The organism is Rhodanobacter sp. BL-MT-08 (assembly GCF_054161255.1).
Map to the genome: position 1 here is coordinate 1,166,615 of NZ_CP167872.1, position 20,086 is coordinate 1,186,700.

15 protein-coding genes are annotated in these 20,086 nt (G+C 62.5%); all 15 read left to right on the plus strand.

Going from position 1 to position 20,086, the window contains the following annotated elements; genetic code table 11:
• Positions 1-188 precede the first annotated feature (188 nt).
• The 15 genes from ACDK93_RS04885 to ACDK93_RS04955 all read left to right on the plus strand — a co-directional run bounded on the left by ACDK93_RS04885 (position 189) and on the right by ACDK93_RS04955 (position 20,083).
• Entirely contained in the window at positions 189-914 is a 726-nt protein-coding gene (locus tag ACDK93_RS04885) for an ABC transporter ATP-binding protein (protein WP_458071465.1), read from the plus strand.
• 56 nt (positions 915-970) lie between these two features.
• Positions 971-2,320 carry a TolC family outer membrane protein gene (locus ACDK93_RS04890; RefSeq protein WP_458071466.1) on the plus strand — a complete coding sequence of 450 codons (1,350 nt, stop codon included), beginning with the start codon at positions 971-973 and terminating at the stop codon, positions 2,318-2,320.
• A 63-nt stretch (positions 2,321-2,383) separates the two neighbouring features.
• Positions 2,384-3,691, plus strand: coding sequence for an ABC transporter permease (locus tag ACDK93_RS04895; protein WP_458071467.1), 1,308 nt, complete (start codon positions 2,384-2,386; stop codon positions 3,689-3,691).
• A gap of 11 nt (positions 3,692-3,702) precedes the next feature.
• Positions 3,703-4,929, plus strand: a complete 1,227-nt coding sequence (locus ACDK93_RS04900; protein ID WP_458071468.1) for an ABC transporter permease — start codon at positions 3,703-3,705, stop codon at positions 4,927-4,929.
• 63 nt (positions 4,930-4,992) lie between these two features.
• Positions 4,993-6,309 (plus strand): ABC transporter permease, encoded by a 1,317-nt coding sequence (locus ACDK93_RS04905; protein WP_458071469.1) that lies wholly within the window; start codon positions 4,993-4,995, stop codon positions 6,307-6,309.
• A gap of 10 nt (positions 6,310-6,319) precedes the next feature.
• Positions 6,320-7,564, plus strand: coding sequence for an ABC transporter permease (locus ACDK93_RS04910; protein ID WP_458071470.1), 1,245 nt, complete (start codon positions 6,320-6,322; stop codon positions 7,562-7,564).
• Positions 7,565-7,832: 268 nt separating this feature from the next.
• Positions 7,833-9,149, plus strand: coding sequence for an ABC transporter permease (locus ACDK93_RS04915; protein ID WP_458071471.1), 1,317 nt, complete (start codon positions 7,833-7,835; stop codon positions 9,147-9,149).
• A gap of 10 nt (positions 9,150-9,159) precedes the next feature.
• Positions 9,160-10,416, plus strand: coding sequence for an ABC transporter permease (locus tag ACDK93_RS04920; RefSeq protein WP_458071472.1), 1,257 nt, complete (start codon positions 9,160-9,162; stop codon positions 10,414-10,416).
• A gap of 193 nt (positions 10,417-10,609) precedes the next feature.
• Entirely contained in the window at positions 10,610-11,929 is a 1,320-nt protein-coding gene (locus ACDK93_RS04925; protein ID WP_458071473.1) for an ABC transporter permease, read from the plus strand.
• A gap of 8 nt (positions 11,930-11,937) precedes the next feature.
• Positions 11,938-13,185, plus strand: a complete 1,248-nt coding sequence (locus ACDK93_RS04930; RefSeq protein ID WP_458071474.1) for an ABC transporter permease — start codon at positions 11,938-11,940, stop codon at positions 13,183-13,185.
• Positions 13,186-13,434: 249 nt separating this feature from the next.
• The gene (locus ACDK93_RS04935) at positions 13,435-14,742 is read left to right on the plus strand and encodes an ABC transporter permease (protein ID WP_458071475.1); all 1,308 of its coding nucleotides are present in this window, start codon (positions 13,435-13,437) and stop codon (positions 14,740-14,742) included.
• Position 14,743: 1 nt separating this feature from the next.
• Positions 14,744-15,973, plus strand: a complete 1,230-nt coding sequence (locus ACDK93_RS04940) for an ABC transporter permease (protein WP_458071476.1) — start codon at positions 14,744-14,746, stop codon at positions 15,971-15,973.
• A 27-nt stretch (positions 15,974-16,000) separates the two neighbouring features.
• Positions 16,001-17,311 (plus strand): ABC transporter permease, encoded by a 1,311-nt coding sequence (locus ACDK93_RS04945; RefSeq protein WP_458071477.1) that lies wholly within the window; start codon positions 16,001-16,003, stop codon positions 17,309-17,311.
• On the plus strand, positions 17,308-18,519 hold the full coding sequence (locus tag ACDK93_RS04950) for an ABC transporter permease (protein ID WP_458071478.1): 1,212 nt from the start codon (positions 17,308-17,310) through the stop codon (positions 18,517-18,519). Before ACDK93_RS04945 ends, ACDK93_RS04950 begins: the two co-directional genes overlap by 4 nt.
• A gap of 241 nt (positions 18,520-18,760) precedes the next feature.
• Entirely contained in the window at positions 18,761-20,083 is a 1,323-nt protein-coding gene (locus tag ACDK93_RS04955) for an ABC transporter permease (protein ID WP_458071479.1), read from the plus strand.
• The last annotated feature ends 3 nt before the right edge of the window (positions 20,084-20,086 follow it).

Consider the following 20,086-nt stretch of genomic DNA (forward strand, 5'->3'; position numbering starts at 1 on the left):
ACCCGAGGTGGCCTGACGGGGACTGGGGAACGGGGAACATGCCGTTCAAGAGATGCCCCGACCTAAAGGCTCTAGCTGGTTTTTATTTCAAGCAACGCCAGAAGCATGTGTAACCGCACGCCGCATGTTCCCTGTTCCCCGTTCCCGTTTCACTAAAAACCCGAACACCACCCAAAGGACGCAAAACCATGCTGAAGATGAGCCACCTGTCCAAGGTCTACCGCACCGAAGTGGTCGAGACCTACGCGCTGCGCGATTTCAATATCGACGTGAAAGAGGGCGAGTTCGTCGCCGTGACCGGTCCGTCCGGTTCGGGCAAAACCACGTTCCTGACCATCGCCGGCCTGCTGGAAACCTTTACCGGCGGCGAGTACCACCTCGACGGTATCGAGGTGAGCAATCTCAACGACAACGCCCGCTCGAAGATCCGCAACGAAAAGATCGGTTTCATCTTTCAGGCGTTCAACCTGATTCCCGACCTCAACGTGTTCGACAACATCGAGGTGCCGCTGCGCTACCGCGGCATGAAGGCGGCCGAGCGCAAGCAGCGCATCATGGAATCGCTCGAGCGTGTCGGTCTGGCTTCGCGCGCCAAGCACTATCCCGCCGAACTCTCCGGCGGTCAGCAGCAGCGTGTGGCGATCGCTCGCGCGTTGGCCGGTTCACCACGCCTGCTGCTTGCCGATGAACCGACCGGCAACCTCGATACCCAGATGGCCCGCAGTGTGCTCGAGTTGCTCGAAGACATTCACCGTGACGGCGCCACCATCGTCATGGTCACCCATGACCCCGAACTGGCTGCCCGCGCCCAGCGCAACGTGCACGTCATCGACGGCCAGGTGGTGGATCTGTCGGAAGACCCGCGTTTCCATCATGCCGTCACGGCAGCGCAGGGCGGCAGCCACGCCGACTGATTGCTGAGTCGCCGCGTTATAGACGTCTATCCGTCCATCCTTTGAGAAGCCCATCCATGCGTCTGAAGTTGTTGCCCGTGCTGCTCCTGCTGGCCATCGCGCCCTTGTCCGGTCACGGCGAGGATTTGATGGAGGCCTACCAGCAGGCCATTGCCAACGATCCCGTGCTCGCCACGGCCGACGCGACGCGGCTTGCCGTCGCCGAGGGCGTGCCGCAGGCGCGCTCGGCGCTGCTGCCGCAGCTCTCGGCCGGGTTGAGCTTCGATCAAAGTCATGGCGGTACGGGAGGGTCCAATATCGTCAACGGCATCTCCGTGCCCAGCAGCGCGATCGGACACAGTCGTTATCGGGACCTCAATGGCTCGCTAAGTCAGGCCATCATCAACCTGCCGGATATCGCCACGCTGCGCGCGGCCCATTCCACCAGCGACGCGCAGGAAGAGATTTACCGCGCCGCGCTGCAAGACCTCTATGTACGCGTTGCCACCGCGTACTTCAATGTGCTGATCGCGCAGGATCAGGTGGACGTTTACAAAGCCTACGAGGACGGGTTCAAGCAGGAATTCGATCAGACCAATGAGCGCCTGAAGGTTGGCCTGGAAAATTCGGCGAATGCGACCCAGGCGCAGGCGTATTACCTGTACACCAAGTCGGAGCGCATCGCCGCCCAGAGCAGCTTGAAGGATGCGTTGCACGGTCTGGAGCAGATCACCGGCAAGCCCACAGGCACCTTGAAAAAACTGCGCGAGGACATTCCGCTTCAGGCGCCCACGCCCAACGATGCCAAGGCCTGGGTCGACGCCGCCATGCAAACCAACCCTACCATTCTTTCCGCGCGCTACACGGTCAGTGCCGACGAGCACAAGATCTCGGCAGCGCGGGCCGGGCATCTGCCGACGCTGAGCGCCAACGTGTATCGCGACAAATTCGGCAGCTGGGCCAACGCCTCGCCCATGGCAGGCGATTCCCGCTACGGGCCAGCCACCACGACGGTCGGGCTTACGCTGACCGTGCCGATTTTCAGCGGCGGCCTCACGCAGTCTCAGGTACGCCAGGCGATCCATCAGCGCGATGCAGACGAAGGCAATCTGGAGACGCAGCGTCGCCAGGCCGCGCGCGATGCCAACAACTATTTCAACCTTGTAGTGGACGGCATCGATCAGGTCGAAACCACCCGCACCGCAGTGCAGGTCGCCCAAAAGTCGTTGGGCTCGATGCGCGCCGGTTATTCGATCGGCACCATGAGTCTGCCCAACGTGGTCAATGCCATCCAGATTCTGGCACAGGCGCAAAGCCAATACACCGTCGAACGGCATCAGTTCATCCTCAACAAGCTGTCGTTGAAGCAGGCCGCCGGCACCATCGACATGCACGATCTCGAAGATGTCAACCGGCTGCTGCAGTGAGTATCGTCATCCTGCCAGCCACGAAGACACGTGTAGCCGTGAATGCGAGCGGAGGGCGTAGCGATGTTCGCCTATTACCTTGAACTCGGTATGCGCAGCCTGCGACGCAGTCCGGCGCTCACGGCGCTGATGGTGATGGCGATCGGCTTTGGCGTGGCGGCCTCAATGACGACATATGCCGTGTTTCGCGCCGTGTCTGGCAATCCGATACCGGACAAGTCCGCCCAGCTCTATGTCCCGCAGGTCGACGCCTGGGGGCCGCAGCAGAACATCAAGGGCGAGCCTGTTGACGCGCTGACTTACACCGATGCGACGGCGCTGATGCAGGCGCATCGGGCGCGACGGCAGACACTGCTGTATCGCATGGGCATGTCGGCGCTGCCCCAGGGCAGTACCAGTTTGCCTATCGCGGCGAACGGCTATGCGGTGTTTGCCGATTTTTTCGCGATGTTCGAGGTCCCCTTTCTTTATGGTGGCGCCTGGAGTGCGCAAGACGACGAAGGTCGGGCCGCTGATGTCATATTGAGCGATGCGTTCAATCGGAAGCTGTTTGGCGGAGCCAACAGCACGGGCCGCGAGATTGTTTTGAATGGACGTCTGCATCGCATCGTTGGCGTAACGGCGCGTTGGGACCCCAAGCCGCGCTTCTTCGACCTCTTCAGCAGCAACGGATTCCGCGATGCCACGGATTTCTATCTGCCGTTCAATCGCGCGCTGGACTTGAACGTGCAATCCAGCGGCAACAGCTGCCGCGGGCATCTGAACTTTTCGGGCTGGGACGACTGGCTGCGCAGCAATTGCGTATGGATCACCCTGTGGACCGAGCTGGACAGTGCGGCCGACGTGGCAAGCTATCGTCAGTTTCTCGAAGGCTATGCGGCGGATCAACAGCGCGCAGGTCGTTTTGCCTGGGCACCGAACGTGCGCTTGCGTAACGTCGCTCAGTGGCTGACTTACCAGAAGGTGGTGCCGGCCGACGCGCGCATCTCGCTGCTGGTTGCACTGAGTTTCTTCGTGATCTGCCTGGTGAATACGGTGGGTCTGCTGCTGGCCAAGTTCATGCGCCGTGCCGGTGAGATCGGTGTGCGCCGTGCGCTCGGTGCCTCGCGCCGGGACATCTATACGCAATATCTGATCGAGGCGGCCTCTGTTGGCCTGGCTGGCGGCGCGTTGGGGCTGGTATTCACGGTCGTGGGGATTTCCGGCGTCGGCCTGCTGTTTCAGCCGCAGATCGCTCGGCTGGCTCATCTGGACCTCTCGCTGGTGGGGTTGACCTTGCTGGTTGCCATAGTGGCCACGATGGGGGCGGCGTTCTTTCCCGCCTGGCGTGCCGCGAACGTGCAGCCGGCCTGGCAGCTGAAGTCCAATTGAGGCGAACGTTGATGCAGATCAAGCCCATTCTCAGCGCTTTACGCCAGCACAAGGCCGGTACGGTGCTGATCGCGCTGCAAATCGCATTGACGCTGGCGATCGTGTGCAACGCGCTTTTCATCATTCAGCAGCGTTTGCAGCATATTGCCGAGCCCAGCGGCGTCGACGAGCCGAATCTCCTGGTGATCTCCAATCAGTGGGCAGGCAACTTGTCGCCATCGCAGATCGATGCGCAGACCCAGGCGGATCTGATCGCGCTACGCCAACTGCCCAGCGTCAGTGATGCCTCACCCGGCAGCGGCTATCCGCTGAGCGGCGGTGGCTGGGACAACTTCGTCATGCTGACGCCCGATCAGCAGCAGCCATCGGCCGATTCGGACGTCTACCTGGGCGACGAACACATGCTCGCTACGCTGGGCCTCAGGCTGGTCGCGGGGCGTAATTTTCGCGCCGACGAGGTGGTGAAGATGGGCTTGCGGCAGATTGTCATTCCGTCCGTCGTGATCGTGAGCAAGGCGCTGGCCGACCGGCTGTTTCCGGATGGTTCGGCACTGGGTAAGCCGATCTACTCGATGAGCAGCACGCCGAGCATCATCGTCGGCATCGTCGAGCGTTTGCAGAAACAAAATGTCTCGACGTGGACCAAGCCTTTCGCCTATCAATCGCTGCTGTGGCCGGCGCGACAGAGCACCGACCAGGCGTATTACATCGTTCGCGCCAAGCCGGGCCAGTTGGATGCGGCCATGCGCGAGGCTCCCAAGGCGCTTTACGCGCAAAGCCGCATGCGGATTATCGACCCCAAGGACGGCGGCACCTACGCGGAAATCCGCAAGCGCGTCTACGAAAGCGACCGCGGCATGGCGATCCTGATGGGCATCATCTGCGTGGTGCTGTTGGCGATCACGGCGGCCGGCATCGTGGGACTCACCAGCTTCTGGGTCGGGCAGCGCCGCCGCCAGATTGGCGTGCGGCGTGCGCTTGGCGCGACGCGTGGCGACATTCTCAGCTACTTCCTCACCGAAAACCTGCTGATCAGCGTGGGCGGACTGGCCGTGGGCCTGGTCCTCGCTTACGGCATCAATCTGTGGATGATCACCCAGTTTGAAATGGTGCGGCTGTCCATCGCCTACGTTCTGGTCGGTGTGGTTCTGCTGCTCCTGCTCGGCCAGCTCGCCACGCTGGCGCCGGCGCTGCGCGCCTCTCGGGTATCTCCGGTAGAGGCGACGCGCCCGGTATGAACATTTCCGACTTTCGCACGATCAACTTTGCAGGCCATAGCGCACTGCCATCCGGAGACACCGATGTTTAGTTATTACCTTGAGCTGGCGCTGCGCAGTTTGAAGCGCAGTCCCGGGCTCACGTTGTTGATGGTGCTGGCGATCGGCTTTGGCGTGTCGGCATCGATGACGACGTATTCGGTGTTTCGCGCGGTGTCGGGCGATCCGATTCCGTGGAAGTCGTCGCAGCTGTTTGTGCCGCAGATCGATATGTGGGGTCCCGACGGCCGCAGTGCGGACGGCGAACCACCGAACGCGCTGGACTATATCGATGCGGTGGCGCTGATGCGCGATCACCGCGCCAAGCTGCAGTCCGCCAGCTATCGCATTGCGCCGCCGGTGCAGGTGCCCGGTTCGCGTCGTCATCCGATCAGCGTTTCCGGGCACGCCGTATACAGCGAGTTTTTTCCAATGCTGGATGTGCCCTTTCAGTACGGCAGCGGCTGGGCTGTTGACGCGGATGCCAACCAGGCGGCCGTTGTGGTGATCAGCGGCAAACTCAACCAGGAAATGTTCGACGGCCAGAACAGCGTGGGCAAGACGCTGGATATCCACGGCAAGGATTACCGGGTGGTCGGCGTGCTGGGCAAGTGGGACCCGCAGCCGCGCTTTTACGACGTGGTTGATACCGGTGGATTCGATACGAACTCGGACGACGTGTTCATCCCCTTTACCCGTGCGATTGCCGTGAGTCTGAGCAACGCGGGCAATACCGCGTGCAACAGTAATCCGGCCGAGCCGGGTTTCGTCGGCATGCAGCGATCGACCTGCGCATGGATCGAGTACATGGCCGAGCTGGACGACGCGGCGGCCGTGCAGAACTATCGCGAGTACTTGAATGGCTATGCGCTGGCGCAGAAAAGCGCCGGTCGCTTCAACTGGCCACCGAACAACCGCCTGCGTGACGTGCCGGCTTTTATGGACGACCAGCATGTGGTGCCGAGCGATACCAAGGTGTCGCTGATGGTGGCGCTGGGCCTGCTGATCGTCTGCCTGGTCAATACCGTGGGTCTGCTGCTGGCCAAGTTTCTGCGCCGCAGCAGCGAGATCGGCGTGCGCCGCGCGCTGGGTGCGCCGCAGGCGGCGATCTACGCGCAGTTTCTTACCGAGGCCGGCATTGTCGGCCTGGCCGGCGGTGTGGTCGGTTTGGTGCTCACCGGGGTGGGCGTATTCAGTGTCGGTCTGGTGCTGCCCAAGGACATCGCTGCGCTGGCCCACATCAACGTTTCGCTGCTGCTGATGACCCTGATCGTTGCAGTGGTGTCGGCAGTACTCGCCGGCCTGTACCCGACCTTCCGCGCATCGCGCGTGCAGCCCGCGTGGCAGCTGAAATCGAATTGAGAAATCCATCATGAGCACGCATCCGATCCTCGCCGCACTGCGCCGCCACAAGGCCGGCGTCGTCCTCATCGCCCTGCAGATCGCGCTGACTCTGGCGATTGTCTGCAACGCGATCTTCATCATCGGTCAGCGCATCGATCGGGTGAATCGTCCCACCGGCATCGACGAAGCGAATCTGTTTGTCGTCTCGCAGCAGTGGGTCGGTACGCCCGAGAGTGGCGCGCCGGGTGCGGTTGACACCATCGATTCACTGGTGCGCGCCGACCTGGATACCTTGCGGCGCTTGCCGGGCGTGGTGTCTGTGGCGCCGGTCAATTCGGTGCCGCTGCTCGGCAGTTCGCATGTCAACGGCATCACGCTCACGCCGGACCAGAAAAACTCGACGCTTTCGGCAACGATTTACGAGGGTGACGACAAGCTGATGAGCACGCTTGGCGTGCAGCTTGTAGCCGGGCGAGCGTTTACCGCGGCAGACGTGCTGCGCATGGACTTCCACGACGACACGTTGCCACCTTCGGTGATCGTGAGCCAGGCCACGGCCGAAAAACTCTTTCCGAACCAGAGCGCCGTCGGCAAGACGATCTACAGCGACAGCAAACCCACCACGATCGTCGGTGTGGTCAAGCTGCTGGAGTCATCCACGGCGGAAAGCTTCGCCAAGGACTCGGACTACTACACGATCATCGAGCCCGTTCGTCAGGTCGGCGACAACTCCCGGTACGTGGTGAAGACCCGGCCGGGTCAGCAGGCGGCAGCGATGGCGGCGACGCGCGATGCGCTTTTTGCCGCCAACCCGCAGCGGGTGATCGACCCCGAGCGCGGCATCCTCAGCTTTGCGCAGATACGTCACGCCGCCTACCGGGCCGACCGCGGCATGGCGATCCTGATGGCCGTGGTTTGCCTGATCATGCTCTGCGTGACGGCCGCAGGCATCGTTGGCCTGACCAGTTTCTGGGTCGGCCAGCGGCACCGGCAGATCGGCGTGCGCCGCGCGCTGGGTGCGCAAAAGAGCGACATCCTGCATTACTTCCAGATCGAGAACCTGATGATCGCCGGCGGCGGCGTAATGGTCGGCGTGGTGCTGGCTGTCGGGCTCAACCTGTGGCTGATGAGCCAGTACGAAATGCCACGCCTGCCGCTGATGTATGTGCTCATCGGGATGGTCGCGCTGCTGGCACTCGGCCAGGCGGCGGTGTTCGTACCTGCACGCCGCGCCTCCCGCGTGTCACCCATCGAAGCGACGAGGGCAGCGTGATGGAGCGCAGGGATGATGACCTGATGCGTAGGTTGGCGGTGAGCGTTAGTGAACCCCAACGTCGAATAACCCGGAATGTAGGGTTACAAGCCGCTGCCGCGGCTTCCCCTTCGGGCCATTCGGTTTGCGAATGTTCGTTCCGGCGTACCGCCTCCACAGTCGCTGCGCTCACCATCAACCTACGTCCAACGCCCCGAACGTTCGCACTTGCGACTCGTCTCTCGCTTCTCTCGCCGCTCGCCCCTCAACCCCCACCCGGAACCTGACCATGCTCACCTACTACATTGAACTGGCGGTGCGCAGTCTGAAGCGCAGCCCGGGGCTCACGCTATTGATGGTGCTCACCATCGGCTTCGGCGTGGCGGCGTCGATGACGACGTATTCCGTATTCCGCGCGGTGTCGGGCGACCCGATTCCGTGGAAATCGTCACAGCTGTTTGTGCCGCAGATCGATATGTGGGGGCCGACCGGGCGCGGGGCGGATGGCGAACCACCCGATGCCATGGACTACACCGACGCCATGAAGCTGATGCGCGATCACCGTGCCAAGCTGCAGTCGGCGATGTACCAGATCTCGCCATCGATCGTGCCGGCCGATGCCAGCAAGCATCCGATCACGACTAGCGGTCATGCAGTCTACAGCGAGTTTTTCCCCATGCTCGACGTGCCGTTTCAGTACGGCAGTGGCTGGTCGGCCGACGATGATGCACAGCGCGCTGCAGTGGTGGTAATCAGTAGCAAGCTCAACCAGAAGCTGTTCGGCGGCGCCAACAGCGTGGGGAAAACCATCGACATCGAGGGCAAGGATTACCGCGTCGTCGGGGTGCTGGACAACTGGAATCCGCAGCCGCGTTTTTATGACGTGGTCAACAGCGGTGGGTTCTCCACCGGGTTGGATGACGTGTTTCTGCCCTTCGACCGGGCTATCTCGCTAGGTATGGCCAATAACGGCAACACCAACTGCAACGCGATTCCGAAGGAATCCGGTTTCGTCGGGCTACAGCATTCCAGCTGCGTCTGGATTGCCTTTATGGCGGAGCTGGACGATGCCGCGTCCGTGACGGCTTATCGTCAATATCTGGACGGCTATGCGCATCAGCAGCAGCAAAGCGGGCGGTTTGCCTGGGCGCCCAACAACCGGCTGCGCAACCTGCCGGACTGGCTCGACGCCGAGCACGTGGTACCGAGCGATACCAAGGTATCCCTGCTGGTCGCTCTGGGGCTGCTGATCGTCTGTCTGGTCAATACGGCGGGTCTGCTGTTGGCGAAGTTCCTGCGGCGCAGCAGCGAGATCGGCGTGCGTCGGGCATTGGGTGCGCAGCGCAATTCGATCTACGCGCAGTTTTTGACCGAGGCGGGCATGGTCGGCATGGCCGGCGGCGTGCTCGGCTTGCTGCTGACGGGCGTCGGTGTGCTAAGCGTCGGCTGGGTGTTGCCGAAGGAGATCGCCACGCTCGCCCACGTGGATTTCGTGCTGCTGGCACTCACCTTGGTGATCGCGGTTCTGGCCACCCTGCTTGCGGGGCTTTATCCCACTTTCCGTGCCTCGCGTGTGCAGCCCGCTTGGCAGCTGAAATCGAACTAAGGACAACGTCATGACCACGCATCCCATCCTTGCGGCGCTGCGCAAACACAAAGCCGGCGTCGTGCTGATTGCACTGCAGATCGCATTGACTCTGGCGATCGTCTGCAATGCCATCTTCATCATCGGCCAGCGCATCGAGCGCGTTCACCGCGTTACCGGCATCGATGAAAGCAATCTCTTTCTCGTTACCCAGCAATGGGTCGGTGCTCCCGACGCGGACGACCTGGCCGGCGTCGAAAAGCTGGACAGCATGCAGCGAGAGGATCTGGTCGCTCTCCGCAATCTTCCCGACGTCGCCTCGGTGGCGCCGATCAACTCGCTGCCGCTGCTCAACTCGTCGTGGAACGGCGCGATTTCGCTCAAGCCGGGGGGCGAGATGCGCAAGGGAGGCAATACACGCACCACGTTCTACTTCGGTGACGAACAAATGCTTTCCACGCTCGGCGTCAGGCTGGTGGCGGGGCGCGCCTTCACCGTTTCCGACGTGCAGCACCGCAGCATGCACGATCAAACCGAGCCCACCGTGGTGATCGTGACCAAGCCCATCGCGGACAAGCTATTTCCAGGTGGCAACGCAGTGGGCAAGGCCATGTATCTCGATGGCAGCACAGCGCCAACCACTATCATCGGCGTCATCGAGCGCCTGCAGGTGCCGGGCACCGGCAGCTGGACCAATTCGTTCACGTATAACGCTACGCTCGAGCCGCTTCGTGTCGACGCCAACTACTCGCGCTATGTGTTGCGGGCCAAGCCGGGACGGATGGAGGCGGCGATGCAAGGGATGCCATCGACGCTCTACAAGATCAACCCAATGCGCGTGCTCGACGACGACAGCGTCAAATCCTTCGCCGACATTCGCGCCGAAGCCTATCGCGCCGACGTCGGCATGGCGATCTTGATGGGCGTGGTCTGTCTGGTGCTGCTCGGCGTCACCGCGGCAGGCATCGTGGGACTGACCAGCTTCTGGGTTGGTCAGCGGCATCGGCAGATCGGCGTGCGTCGCGCGCTCGGCGCCCGCAAGATCGACATCCTGCATTACTTCCAGATCGAGAACCTGATGATCGCCGGCGCCGGTGCGGTCATCGGCGTGGCGCTCGCTGTTGGGCTCAACGCTTGGCTGATGCAGCACTTCGAGATGGACCGCATTCCGGTGGCTTACGTGCTGGTGGGGCTGGTCGCGCTCGTCGCACTGGGGCAGGCGGCGGTGTTCGTACCGGCGCGCCGCGCTTCAAACGTCTCCCCGATCGAAGCGACGCGAGCCGTGTAATGGGGAGTAGGGGACAAGGAGAACGTAGGTTGGCGGTGAGCGCAAGCGAACCCCAACATCGAATAACTACGCATGTTGGGGTTCGCTGACGCTCACCGCCAACCTACGCGCCCTCGCGGACTTGCGCCCTGGTTACTCGTCCATCGCCCCTGCGCTTCTCCCGTATTCCCTCACTGCTAGCCGGACACTGACCATGCCCACCTACTACCTCGAACTGGCGTTGCGCAGCCTGAAACGAAGTCAAGGTCTCACGGCGCTGATGGTGCTGGCGATCGGCTTCGGCGTGGCGGCATCGATGACGACGTACTCGGTGTTTCGCGCGGTGTCGGGTGATCCGATTCCGTGGAAATCGTCGAAGCTGTTTGTGCCGCAGATCGATATCTGGGGGCCGGCGGTGAGCAACGGCAGCGGCGAGCCGGCGGATGCGCTGGACTATACCGACGCCATGGCGCTGATGCGCGATCACCGTGCGATGCGGCAGTCGGCGCTTTATGAAGTCGACCCGACGATTGTTGTTCCCGGTCGTGGCGACGATTCGTTCGGCGTCGATGGCTACGCGGTAGCCGGCGAGTTTTTCCCCATGCTTGATATTCCCTTTACCTACGGCAGCGGCTGGTCGGCCAATGACGATGCGCAGGCGGCCACCGTGGCGGTGATCAGCGCCGATCTGAATCAGCAGCTGTTCGGCGGCAAGAACAGCGTGGGGAAAGTCGTGCAAATCGGCGACAAAGACTATCGAATTGTCGGTGTCATGGGCGCATGGGATCCGCAGCCACGCTATTACGATATTTTCGGTAGCGGCGGCTTTCGCAGCGACGCGCCGGATATTTTTCTGCCGTTGAATCGGGCTATCGCCGCTGGCATGCAGAACGACGGCCGCACCAACTGCGGCGCGGCCGAGCCGACCGAGAAGGGCTTTGTCGGCTTTCAACATTCGTCCTGCGCGTGGCTGAGTTACATGGTGGAGCTGGACGACGCCGCCGCTGCGCTTCGTTACCGCCAGTATCTGGACGGCTACGCGCGCGATCAGCAGGCTAAGGGGCGCTTTGCCTGGGCGCCGAACAATCGCCTGCGTGACCTGCCGACGTTTCTCGACTTCGAACAGGTGGTGCCGAGCGATACCAGGGTCTCGTTGCTGGTGGCCTTGGGTTTGCTCGTGGTGTGCCTGGTCAACACGGTCGGCCTGATGCTGGCGAAATTCCTGCGCCGCAGCGGCGAAATCGGCGTGCGCCGCGCGCTCGGCGCGCCGCGTCGCGCGATCTACGCGCAGTTTTTGATCGAGGCAGGCTTGATCGGTTTCTTCGGCGGCCTGCTCGGGCTCGTCTTTACGACCGCGGGCGTGGCCAGTGTCGGTCTGGTGTTACCGGTGAGCATCGCCGCGCTGGCAAAAATCGATATGCCGCTGCTCGGCATCACCCTGGCAGTGGCCGTGGGTGCGGCGCTGATGGCCGCGCTGTATCCCACTTTTCGCGCCTCGCGGGTTCAGCCCGCCTGGCAGCTGAAGTCCAACTAGGCGCGCCGATGAAACTGCATCCCATTCTTGCGGCGCTGCATCGCCATAAAGCCGGCGTCACGCTGATCACGCTGCAGATCGCGCTGACCCTGGCCATCGTCTGCAATGCGCTGTTCATCATCGGGCAGCGCATTGAGCGGCTGGATCGGCCCACCGGCATCGTGGAAAAAGACCTGTTCCGCATCTCGCAGGGCTGGGCTGGCGCACCCACCGACGACGATGCGGCGTCGACGGAAAAGCTCGACGCCTTGCAGCGCACCGATCTGGACGCGCTGCGCCGCGTACCCGAAGTGGAGTCGGTCGCCGCGATTTCTTCGCTGCCGCTGGCTGCTTCGCTGTGGAGCGGTGGCGTCACGCTCACGCCGGATGAAAAGAAATCCGTGGTGTCGGCAGCCTTCTATTTTGGCGACGAGCAGGTGGTGCCGACGCTCGGCCTGCGGCTCATCGCCGGACGCAATTTCACCGCGGCCGAAATCAATCACTACACCATCCATGACCCGCGCAAGCCACCGGTAATCATCGTAACCAAGGCCATCGCCGACCAGCTGTTTCCCAGGGGCGAAGCGCTGGGCAAGACCGTCTATCTCAACAACGGCACGCCATCGTCCATCATCGGCATCGTGGCGCAGATGCAGACGCCGACCACCGAGACCTGGGGCAGCGACTGGGCCTACAACTCGGTACTGGAGCCGGTCCGGCTTGCCGGTACAACGGCCAACTACGCCGTGCGCGCCCGGCCCGGTCGCGAGGACGCCGCGATGAAGGCGGCGCGCGCGGCGCTGTTGGCCGTCTATCCCAAGCGCATCATGCCCGCGGCCAGAGCCATCCGGACCTTTGCCGAGATACGCTCACGCGCCTATCGTACCGATCGCGGTATGGCGATACTGATGAGCGTGGTCTGCGTGCTCCTGCTCTGCGTCACCGCCGCGGGCATCGTGGGCCTCACCAGTTTCTGGGTCGGCCAGCGGCATCGGCAGATCGGCGTGCGCCGCGCGCTGGGCGCCAGGCGCATCGACATCCTGCATTACTTCCAGATCGAAAATCTTTTCATCGCCGGCGGCGGCATCGTGCTCGGTCTGCTGCTCGCCCTCGCGCTCAACCTGTGGCTGATGAAGCACTTCGAACTGAGCCGCCTGCCGTCGCCGTATGTGCTGGTGGGTGTGCTGCTGATGCTGGTGCTGGGGCAGCTCGCGGTCTTCGTGCCGGCGCGGCGCGCATCGAACGTACCGCCGGTCGTCGCAACAAGGGCTGCGTGATGAAGAGCAGGCGCGACGAGCACGAACGTAGGTTGGCGGTGAGCGACAGCGAACCCCAACGTCCAGTGTCACGGCCTGTTGGGGTTCGCCTACGCTCACCACCAACCTACGACGTGTGGCTTGGGGTTATCTCTCGGGCCTGCACTCCCTTGACTCGTCGCGCGTCCCTCAATGGTTCCCGTTACTCGTCGCATCGACTCCGTCCCTTGCTTTTCCTTGTCGCGCCTCACTCATAGCCGGCCTCTGATCATGTTCACCTACTGCCTCGACCTTGCCATCCACAGCCTGCGCCGGAACAAGGCCCTCACCGCACTGATGGTGCTGGCCATCGCGCTGGGCATTGGCGCCAGCATGACCACGCTGACAGTGCTGCATGTGCTGTCGGGCGATCCGCTGCCTGGGAGGAGTGCGCAGCTTTTTTACCCGCAGATCGATCCGCGCGACCTCAGCGGTTACTTACCAGGCAAGTCGGAACCTGAGGCACAGGTGAGTTGGATCGACGGCATGAATTTGCTGCGGGCAAAGCGCGCCGACCTTCAAGCGTTGATGACCGGCGGCACGGTCGCTGTGCAGCCCGCACAGTCCACGCAGGATCCATTTTATGAGGGCGCTCGCTATACCACTGCCGATTTTTTCCCAATGTTCGACGTGCCGTTTCTCTACGGTCGTGGTTGGAGCGCTAGTGAAGACGACAGCCGCGCTCGCGTGTTGGTCATCAGCAGCCAGCTCAACGACAAACTGTTCGGCAGCAAGGACAGCACCGGGCAGATGCTGCAATTGGGTGATACGTCGTTCCGCATCATCGGAGTGCTCGGCAACTGGCACCCAACGCCCCATTTCTATGATCTAAACGAAACCGATTACGGCGAGAATGAAGGCGTCTACATGCCGCTGTCCACCTCGCAGGACGTGGGATACGACCATGACGGCAGCGTTGACTGCTGGGGCAATGGGGGTGGTGGCAAGCGTGTAGATCACAGCGCGCCTTGCACCTGGTTGCAATTCTGGGTGCAGCTGGACAGTCCGGCCAAGGTCGCTGCGTACAGCTCGTTTCTCGTGCATTACTCACAGGAGCAAAAAGCGCTGGGCCGTTTCCAGCGACCGCCGAATGTGCAGCTGCGCAATGTCATGCAGTGGCTGGACTACAACATGGTGGTGCCGGATGACGTGCGTTTGCAGACCTGGTTGGCTTTGGGCTTTCTGGTGGTGTGCCTGGTCAACACCGTGGGCCTAATGCTGGCGAAGTTTCTTCGTCGCTCGGGTGAGCTTGGCGTGCGACGCGCGCTAGGTGCATCAAAGCGCGCACTGTTTGCGCAACTCTTGGTGGAGTCGGGCGTGGTCGGGTTTGCTGGCGGCATCGGTGGTTTGCTGCTGGCTCTGTGTGGGCTATGGCTGGTGCGCCGACAACCGGCTAGCTATGCGGCGTTGGCCCATCTCGACCCGACGATGCTGCTGATGACTTTTCTGCTGGCCATAGGTACGAGCCTGCTGGCTGGTCTTTTGCCGGCCTGGCGCGCTTGCCTAGTCACGCCCGCCTTGCAACTCAAGAGCACCTGAGATGGACATCCTGCCGATTCTCTCCACGCTGCGCCGGCACAAAATCACTGCGTGGTTACTGATTATGCAGATCGCGCTGACCTGCGCGATCGTGTGCAACGCGGTGTTCCTGATCGGTCAGCGGCTGCAGCGCATGGACATGCCTAGTGGCATCGATGAGCACAATCTAGTACAGATCAAGCTGGCCTATATCAGCAACCGACCGGACGCCAGCGCGCGTGCGCAAACGGATTTGGCCGCCTTGCGGCAGATTCCCGGTGTGCAACAGGTGGCGTTGAGCATTTCGCTGCCGTTCGCCATGGGCGGCCCGAACAGCGACGTCATGCTCGATGCACGCCAAAAGCAACGCACCCTTAGCGCCAGCAACTTCTTCGGCCAGAACCTGTTGCCCACACTGGGCTTGAAGTTGATTGCGGGTCGGGACTTCCAGCCAGGCGAGTACGTCGATCTGACCACCGCCACGGCTGCTCTGCAAAACGGCGAGCTGAAAGGTCTCCCGCAGACAGTGATCATCACGAAGGCGATGGCCGAACGATTGTGGCCGGGACAGGGAGCGCTGGGGAAAACCATTTACTTCGGCCAGGGTGTACCGTTTCGGGTGGTCGGCGTACTGGCGGGTCTGACGCGATCGGATAGTCTCCGGAATGGCGCCGACTACAGCATGGTCATGCCGATCAGTGTCGACCTGACTTCGGGCGCCCGTTACGTGATTCGCTGCGCGCCGCAGGATCGAGCGCAGGTGCTCGGCGCTGCGCTCGCCAAGCTCAAGCAGATTGATCCTCGCCGCGTCGTACTGCAAAAAGGCACGTATGACGACGTGCGCCGCGCGTTCTTCGCCAACGACCGCGCGATGGCCGGCATTCTTACCGGTGTCGCTGCAGCGCTGCTGATTGTCACTGCGCTGGGCATCGTAGGACTGGCCAGCTTCTGGGTCGCGCAGCGCCGTCGACAGATCGGCGTGCGCCGCGCGCTGGGCGCCACCCGCGCCGACATCCTGCATTACTTCCAGACCGAAAACTTTCTGCTGGCGACCATCGGCATAGTCATCGGCATGGTGCTCGCCTTCGGCATCAACCTGTTTCTGATGCAGCACTACGAATTGCCGAGGCTACCGGCCATCTATTTCCCGGTCGGTGCGACAGCGCTTTGGGTGATCGGTCAACTGGCTGTGCTTGGTCCCGCCCTGCGTGCGGCGGCGGTGCCGCCGGTGGTGGCTACGCGGTCGGTTTAGAAAGTATCTCAAGGAGACCACAAGGACATGTTTTCCCACTACCTCGATCTCGGCCTTCGCAGCCTTCGACGAAGCCCCGTGCTTAGCAGCCTGATGATGCTGGCGATCGCGCTGGGTATCGGTGCATCGATCACCATGCTCGCGGTGCTGCACAACCTTTCGGGCGATCCGCTGCCGCAGCGCAGCGGCGTGCTGTTTCATCCGCAGCTCGATCCGCGTCCGAGCGCGCTATCGGATAACTCCACCGAACCGCCGGATGACCTGACCTACCTCGATGCGACGGCGCTGTATGGCATGGATGTCGCAATGCGTCGTGCTGTGATGAGCAGCAACTGGCTGCCGACGCGGCGAGACACGCGCGATAGTCCGCTTGCGATGTTCACCACGCGTGCAACGACGGGTGACTTCTTCGCCATGTTCGACGTGCCGTTTCTCTTCGGCTCCGGCTGGTCGGCGCAGGACGATGCGCGGCACGCGCCTGTGGTGGTGATCTCCCAGGCGATGAATCAGCAACTTTTCAGCGGGGCCAACAGCGTCGGTCAGTCGCTGATCATTGCGACCAAGCCGTTTCGCATCGTTGGCGTCGCTGGCGACTGGAACCCGCAGCCGCGCTTCTACGACGTCAACGACGGCGCCTACGGCAAGGCCGAGCAGATGTACATGCCGTTCTTTACCTGGCTGGACCTGCCACAGGACTACGGCTATGGCCCCATGCACTGCTGGGGTGCCGATTCAAGCGCAGGGGAGCATGATCCGAAAGCCTCTACCTGCACCTGGGCACAGTTCTGGGTACAGCTGGATTCTCCGGCACAAGTGGCGCGCTATCGCTCCATGCTTGAGAAGTACAGCAGCCAGCAGCATCAGGCGGGCCGCTTCGAGCGCTCGCCCAATGTGCGGCTACGCGGGCTGGTGGACTGGCTCGACTACAAGCACGTCATTCCGGTCACGGTGCGCATGCAGACATGGATCGCCTTCGGCGTATTCCTGATCTGCATGCTCAATACGATGGGTCTGATGGTGGCCAAGTTTCTGCGCAAGTCCGGCGAGATCGGCGTGCGTCGTGCACTGGGCGCCTCGCGAGGCGACGTGTTTGCGCAGTGCCTGGTTGAGGCGGGTGTGATCGGGGTCAGCGGTGGCCTGCTGGGTCTGCCGGTGTCGTGGGTGGGCTTGTGGATGGTGCGCCAGCAGCCGGTGAGCTTTGCCAGCTCGGCGCAGTTGAGCATGACCATGCTGTTCGCGGCTCTGAGCATGGCATTGCTTGCCTCGCTGCTGGCCGGCGCGTGGCCGTCATGGCGCGCCTCGCGCGTAGCTCCCGGCCTGCAGGTGAAGTCGCTATGAGCCTCGCGATTCCTTTCCGGCCCATTATCTCGGCGCTGACCCGGCACAAGACGGCCGTGATCCTTCTGGTGTTGGAGATCGCGCTGACGCTCGCGATCATCGGCAACCTGGTGTTTGTGGTCAGCGCCAACCTGCAACGCGCGCACACGCCCACTGGCGTGATGGAAAACGACATCGGTCTGATCCAGAGCATCGGCGTCATCAACGGGGACAACCCGGGCAATGTTGCCAACAGCGTGGCCTTGCTGCGGCAGGTGCCGGGTGTGGCCGATGCCGCTTATGGCGGTCCGCCGCTCTGGTACGCGTCTCCTTCCAGTGTATTCACCGATCCGGCTCGCCAGCACAAGATTGCCCAGGCCTATGAATTTATCGGTGGGCAGGATCTGGACCGAACTCTGGGTGTGCAGGTAGTCCAGGGCCGCGGGATCACTCTCGACGATCGCGGCGACCCGGCGAAATGGGGCCAGGACATTGAGATCGGCGGTTTGATCACACGTGCGCTCGGCGAACGGCTGTTCCCCGGCAAGAGTCCCCTCGGCCAGCGTTTCTACGATGGCACCATGACCATCCGCGTGGTCGGCGTCATGGATCACCTGCGTGGCGAAGTTACCGGGCGCCCTGACGATGATTATTCGCTGGTCGTCGAATTCCAGCTTGGCGCACAGGACATGGGCGGTGGCTTCATGATCCGCAGCAAGCCGGGCCAGCTCGGCGCCGCCCTGCAGGCCGCCGCCACCGCCATGCAGAAAGCCAACCCCGGGCACGTGCAAAGCAAGGTGCTGAGCATGCCTGTTTTACGGCAGCAGTATTTCGCCGCCGACATGGCCACCAATCGGATGCTTATCGCGATCATGGCGATTCTGCTGGTGGTGACAGCGCTCGGCGTAGGTGGCCTGGGCAGCTTCTGGGTCCAGCAGCGGCGACGCCAGATCGGCATGCGCCGCGCGCTCGGTGCCACCCGCGGCGACATCCTGCGCTACTTCCAGGCAGAGAACTTTCTCATCGTCACAGCCGGCGTCGCGCTGGGCGTGGTGCTGGCTTACGTACTGAACGTATTCCTGATGCACCGCTTTGAACTGGGGCATTTGCCGATCGGCTATCTGGCGTTTGGCGCGGGGACACTTTGGGTATTGGGTCAACTGGCTGTACTTGGCCCGGCGCTGCGCGCCGCCGCCGTGCCGCCCGTCGTGGCGACGCGGAGCGTGTGATGAAAAGCCGTGCTGAAGGGTTGGGAATAAGTGGCGAGGGTGGCGCCGAGGCGAGGTCGCGCGCCCGTCAGGGCATTTTCAAGAAATCGAACGACCCATGGCCGTCATTCCTGCGCAGGCAGGAAGCCAGCGTCTTCGGTGTGACTGGAGTGGCCATGGCAAGGCAGTGGATTGCTGCGTGCGCAGGAATGACGAGAAGAAAAACCGTGGCGCGATCTAGCCAAGCAAGAGGAGTGAAATGATGTTTGCCTACTACATGGACCTTGCACTGCGCAGCCTGAGGCGCAGCCCGGTGCTCACCGCGCTGATGGTGCTGGCGATTGCTGTCGGCATTGGTGCCAGCATGACCACGCTGACGGTGATGCATCTGTTGTCCGGCGATCCGTTGCCGGGGCGCAGCCAGCACATCTTTTATCCGCAGGTGGACCCGACGAGCCATCTGGATCCGCAATCGCATCCCTACGACATGATGGACTATCACTCGGCTGTCGATCTTTGGAGTGCGCAGCGGGCCGATCGACAGGCGCTGATTACCGTCAGTGCGTTGCGACTGACCGCGCCAACGGTCAAGCAGCCCGCCTTGATGGCGCAGATGCTGTCGACCACCAGCGACTTTTTCCCGATGTTTGCCGTGCCGTTTCAGTATGGCAACGCGTGGACGGCGCAGGACGATGCCAGGCATGCGCGGGTGGCGGTGATCTCGGCGGATCTCAACAACAAGCTGTTTCAGGGAAGCAACAGCGTGGGTCGTACCTTGCGGCTGAAGGATACCGATGTGCGCATCGTCGGCGTACTGGCGCCGTGGCGCCCGTCGCCGCAGTTCTACGAGGTGGTGGGTGGCCGCTTTTCCGACGGCGATACGGCCAGCTTTTACAATCGGCCGGAGGACGTGTTCATGCCGTTCTTCAGTTCGATGGAAGTCAACGATGGCGGGTTCAATCCCTTCACCTGCTGGAGTGCGCCGGATCCGGGCGTGAAGTTGCAGAACTCGACCTGCGTGTGGGTGGCCCTGTGGGTGCAACTGGGCAGCGCAGGCAAGGTGAGTGGCTACCGGGATTATCTGGCGGCTTATGCCGAGCAGCAGAAGGCTCTGGGCCGCTTTGCGCGCGCCGACAACACGCGCCTGTTCGACCTGATGCAGTGGCTGGATTTCAACCGCGTGGTGCCCAGCGACGTGCGCCTGCAGACGTGGCTGGCCTTTGCGTTTCTGGCGATCTGCCTTTTCAACACCATCGGCCTGCTGCTGGCGAAGTTTCTGCGTCGTGCCGGCGAAATCGGCGTACGCCGCGCGCTGGGCGCCAGCCGAACGGCAGTGTTTGCACAGTGTTTGGTCGAAGCCGGAATGATCGGCCTGCTGGGTGGCCTTGGTGGCCTGCTGCTGACGCTGCTCGGACTATGGCTGATTCGCCGTCAGCCGGTCGAATACGCCGACCTGATTCATCTGGACCCATGGATGTTCGGGCTGACCTTCGCCCTGGCGATCGCCGCCAGCCTGCTCGCCGGCGTGCTGCCGGCACTGCGCGCCAGCCGCATTGCGCCAGCGCTTCAACTCAAGACGCTGTGAGGA